Origin of the sequence: Methanohalobium sp. (genome assembly GCF_018609725.1) — an archaeon.
GTDB lineage: Archaea > Halobacteriota > Methanosarcinia > Methanosarcinales > Methanosarcinaceae > Methanohalobium.
In genome coordinates this window covers 1-4,302 of the sequence record NZ_JAHENT010000008.1, presented here as the reverse complement: position 1 = coordinate 4,302, position 4,302 = coordinate 1, and the positions used below count along the sequence as shown (strand labels likewise).

Below are 4,302 nucleotides of genomic sequence, written 5' to 3'. Positions count from 1 at the left end.
TCAGAATCAATGGGTTTTTTCAGGGTTCCGCCGAAATGATTGTTGTCTCCTGCTACAATCATACCGTGTATGTGCATCCAGTCATGAATAATTTGCAATGTTTTTTCCTGTCCACCGTTTCTTGATCCACCGATTGCCAGTGCTCCACCGGGTTTGTTCTCTAATTGGAAACCCTGTCTTCTGAGTAAAACACTTCTGTCAAAGAGTGCTTTGATTTGTGCGGTTGCAGATCCAAAATATACTGGAGAAGACACTATAAATCCATCAGCATCTTTTAATTGCTGATATACCTGATCCATATCATCATCTATTGGGCATGGTTCACCGTTTTTACAAACTCCACATGCTTTGCAGGGTTTTATATTTAAAGAAGATATAAAAATATGATCGGTTTCAAAACCTCTGTTTTTTGCAGTTTCCAGACACAGATTAATTAATTTTTCGTTGTTTCCGTTTTCATTAGGACTTCCTGAAATACCTAATATTTTCATGGGACATTCACCGTATTAACATTTATCTTTAATTATTATCTCAATTAACTAATGTTCTTCTCCCTTAAACTTATCTATAATCAAATATTAGATATTAGTAGGTGGTTAAGTAAAAATATGCTGGAAAAGATGTTTAATGCGGATTCAGTAGCCGTTATAGGGGCATCACGTACAGAAGGAAAAGTAGGGAATTCGGTGCTTAAAAACCTTGTTAATGATTTTGATGGCGATATTGTACCTATAAACCCAAATTCTGAAGAGATAATGGGTTTGAAATGTTATCCTGATATTTTGGATGTTCCTGATAACATCGACTTGGCTGTTATTGTGATACCTGCCCGGTTTGTACCAGAAACCATTGATAAATGTGGGCGTGCAGGAGTAAAAAGTGTTATAGTTATATCTGCAGGTTTCAAGGAAGCAGGTATAGAAGGAGCAAAACTGGAAAGAGAATCTGTAGAAACCGCTCGGAAATATGGTATACGGATGCTTGGTCCAAACTGTCTTGGTTTGATAGATACTACATCCAACCTTAATGCATCATTTGCCTCTTTCATGGCACATAAAGGAAACATTGGATTAATGTCCCAATCAGGAGCGATATGTACATCAACCCTTGACTGGGCTGATAAAAACAGAGTGGGCTTTTCCAAGTTTATAAGTCTCGGGAATAAGGCAGATCTTTCAGAAAATGATTTTCTTCAGGAATTATGCAATGATGACTCCACAGCAGTAATAGCAGCTTATCTTGAAGGTGTGAAAAACGGTCATGAGTTTATAGACATAGCACGCAGAGTTACCGGTGTTAAACCTGTGGTAATGGTCAAATCCGGTAGGACATCTGCAGGTTCAAGAGCTGTTTCGTCTCATACGGGTACTCTTGCAGGTTCTGATGAAGCCTATAATGCTGCATTCCGACAGAGTGGGATAATACGTGCTGATTCGCTTCAGGAAATGCTGGATTATATTCGTGCATTCTCGTCCCAGCCTGTACCGAAAGGTAGAAACATGGCAATTCTGACAAATGCAGGTGGTTTTGGGATATTGACAGCGGATGCATGTTACAATGAAGGACTTTCTCTGGCATCATTTGATGAATCTACTATACGAACTCTCCGAGAAAATCTACCTCCAAATTCCAACCTTTATAATCCTGTGGATTTACTTGGTGACGCTGGGTCTGACCTTTACGCATTTGCAATTGATGTATTGCTGGAGGATCCTCATGTTGATGGAATAATAATTCTGACTTCACCACAGGCTATGACTGAAGTTGATAAAGTAGCTGAAATAGTTGCGGACAAGGTCAAAACATCCATAAAACCGATTCTTTGTAGTTTTGTTGGAGGTACACAGGTTTCAGAAGGTGAAAAAATATTAAACGACTACAGTATTCCAAATTATCCGTTCCCTGAAAGAGCAGTTGCCAGTATGAGGGCTTTGAGTACCTATAATAATATCAGGAAACAGAGCTATACCAAACCACCAGAAATCACTGCTGATAAAAAGACAGTCAAATCTGTCATTGATGAAGCATCACAGTCCAAGAGGCTATCACTTGGTCTGGAATCACTGGATATATTGAGAGCCTATGATATACCAACAGTAAAAACAAAAATAGTGAAGAATCTAAAAGAAGCCATCAAAGCCTGCAAACAGATAGGTTATCCAGTGGTAATGAAAATTGTATCTCCTGACATCTCTCATAAGACCGATGTAGGTGGGGTAAGGTTAAACCTTAAAAATGCGGATGATGTAGAACGAGCCTACCATACTATGATGGCAGATGTCTATCGGTATATGCCTGATGCCGATATAACCGGTGTACAGGTACAGGAAATGGTGTCAGGTGGAAAAGAAGTGATCATTGGAATGAATCAGGATGTTCAGTTTGGACCTCTTCTTATGTTTGGAATGGGGGGGATTTATGTAGAACTGTTAAAGGATGTATCGTTTAATGTAGCACCCATAAACAGAGATGAAGCAAAACATATGATATCTTCCATAAAAACGTATCCTATTCTTGCAGGAATAAGGGGTGAAAAGCCCTATGATATTAATTCGGTAGCCGACACACTCATTAAAATTTCACAGCTTGTAAATGATTTTCCGCAGATACTTGAACTGGATATAAATCCGTTGATAGTTTTACCTGATAATCAGGGTTGTGTTGCTATGGACCTCAGGTTAACATTAAGAGAAGAAGAATAAATTTAATCATATTGTTCAATGTAACAGAAATTAATGGGAGGCAGATATTGGTATCTATATTAATCAGTTCATCCGAAGAATATTCGGGGAAAAGCGGACTATGTAATGGTCTTGGAAGAATTTTGAAGGACAGAGGTTATTCTATAGGTTATATGAAACCAATAGGAAATCTGTTAATTGATAAAGACGGATTCTTGACTGATGAGGATGCAGAAGAAAGCCGTACATTACTCGGTCTTGATGATTCTCTAAGTGATATTACCCCCATACTTCAAACGGAGAATTTAATCCATGATGCTCTCATGGGAGTTGAAAAGCGTTTTGATAAAACATTAACCGATGCATATTCGAATATATCCAGAAATAGAGACATCGTCTTTATAGAAGGCAGTGGCGGTATCGGCAGCGGAGCGATGTATAATCTTTCAGATCCGGAAATCGCCTCGATACTCGGTTCTAAAATACTGCTTGTTACCAGATACGATTCGATTTATGCAATCGACAGAATACTATGTGATTTAAAACTGGTACCTGATTCTGACATGGTTGCTGGTGTTATATTGAATGAAGTACCAGAAAGCAATCTTGAAAAAGTCTCAGAACTTGTAATTCCATACCTTGAGAGAAAAGGAATTAAAGTGTTTGGTGTGATACCACAGGATATAACCCTTCGATCGGTTCCGATATCTGATATTGTTGATGATTTGAATGCAGAAGTGCTTACAGGCGCAGACAACCTAAACACACTGGTTGAACGTTATCTGGTCGGAGCAATGGAGGTCAATTCAGCCATAAAATACTTCAGAAGAGTTCCAAACTGTGCGGTGATTACAGGCGGGGACAGGTCAGACATACAGCTTGCAGCAATTGAAGCAAAAGCAAAGTGCTTGGTTCTTACAGGAAATCTACGTCCCAGTGAAGCGGTACTTGGTAGTGCTGAAGAGGCAAACATTCCTGTAATCCTTGTCCGCGGTGATACCATGAGTACAATCAAACGCATGGAAAGTTTAATAGGTCGTGCGCGGATAAAACAGGAACTTAAAATTGAAAAGATGATGGAATTAATTAATAATAATGTAGACGTTGATAATTTCATCAAATCCATCGGTTTGTAATCAAAAAAGGTACAGATAAATATAACAGTAGTGTTTACCAAATCCGCAACAAATAATAGGGAAAAATTTGGTACAAATTTAAACCCAGGCGAGGGATATATTGGCAGATAGGGATTTTCTCACAATCGATGATTTTGATACAGAAGATAAAACTGTTCTTGTAAGAGTAGATCTGAACTCCCCCATGGATCCTGAAGGAAATATACTTGATGATATGAGGATAAGGAGTCATGTAGCAACGATAAAAGAACTGAAAAACGCTAAAGTTGTTTTGCTTGCACATCAGAGCAGAGCGGGTAAAAATGATTTCACTACAATGAGTCCGCATGCTTCAAAAATGTCCAAATACCTCGGTCAGGAGATAAAATATATAGACGATATTTTCGGTACACATGCAAGACAGAAAATATCATCTATGGAAAAAGGTGATGTAGCACTTCTTGAAAATGTAAGGTTCTATTCTGAGGAAAGTCTTGAACGTCCGG

The 4,302-nt window shown here is 38.5% G+C and carries 4 protein-coding genes; 3 read left to right on the top strand and 1 reads right to left on the bottom strand.

The genetic code is table 11. The annotated features are described in order from the left end of the window. A partial coding sequence (locus tag QZ276_RS00180) for a flavodoxin family protein (RefSeq protein ID WP_292484170.1) occupies positions 1–491 on the bottom strand: 491 nt, incomplete at its 3' end. A 117-nt stretch (positions 492–608) separates the two neighbouring features. Here QZ276_RS00180 and acs point away from each other — a divergent pair. The 3 genes from acs to pgk form a co-directional block, all read left to right on the top strand. Continuing rightward, complete coding sequence (gene acs, locus QZ276_RS00175; protein WP_292484168.1) at positions 609–2,702, top strand: acetate--CoA ligase alpha subunit; 2,094 nt, start codon at positions 609–611, stop codon at positions 2,700–2,702. A gap of 47 nt (positions 2,703–2,749) precedes the next feature. Continuing rightward, complete coding sequence (locus tag QZ276_RS00170; protein ID WP_292484166.1) at positions 2,750–3,817, top strand: phosphotransacetylase family protein; 1,068 nt, start codon at positions 2,750–2,752, stop codon at positions 3,815–3,817. Positions 3,818–3,917: 100 nt separating this feature from the next. After that, a partial coding sequence (gene pgk, locus QZ276_RS00165) for a phosphoglycerate kinase (RefSeq protein WP_292484164.1) occupies positions 3,918–4,302 on the top strand: 385 nt, incomplete at its 3' end.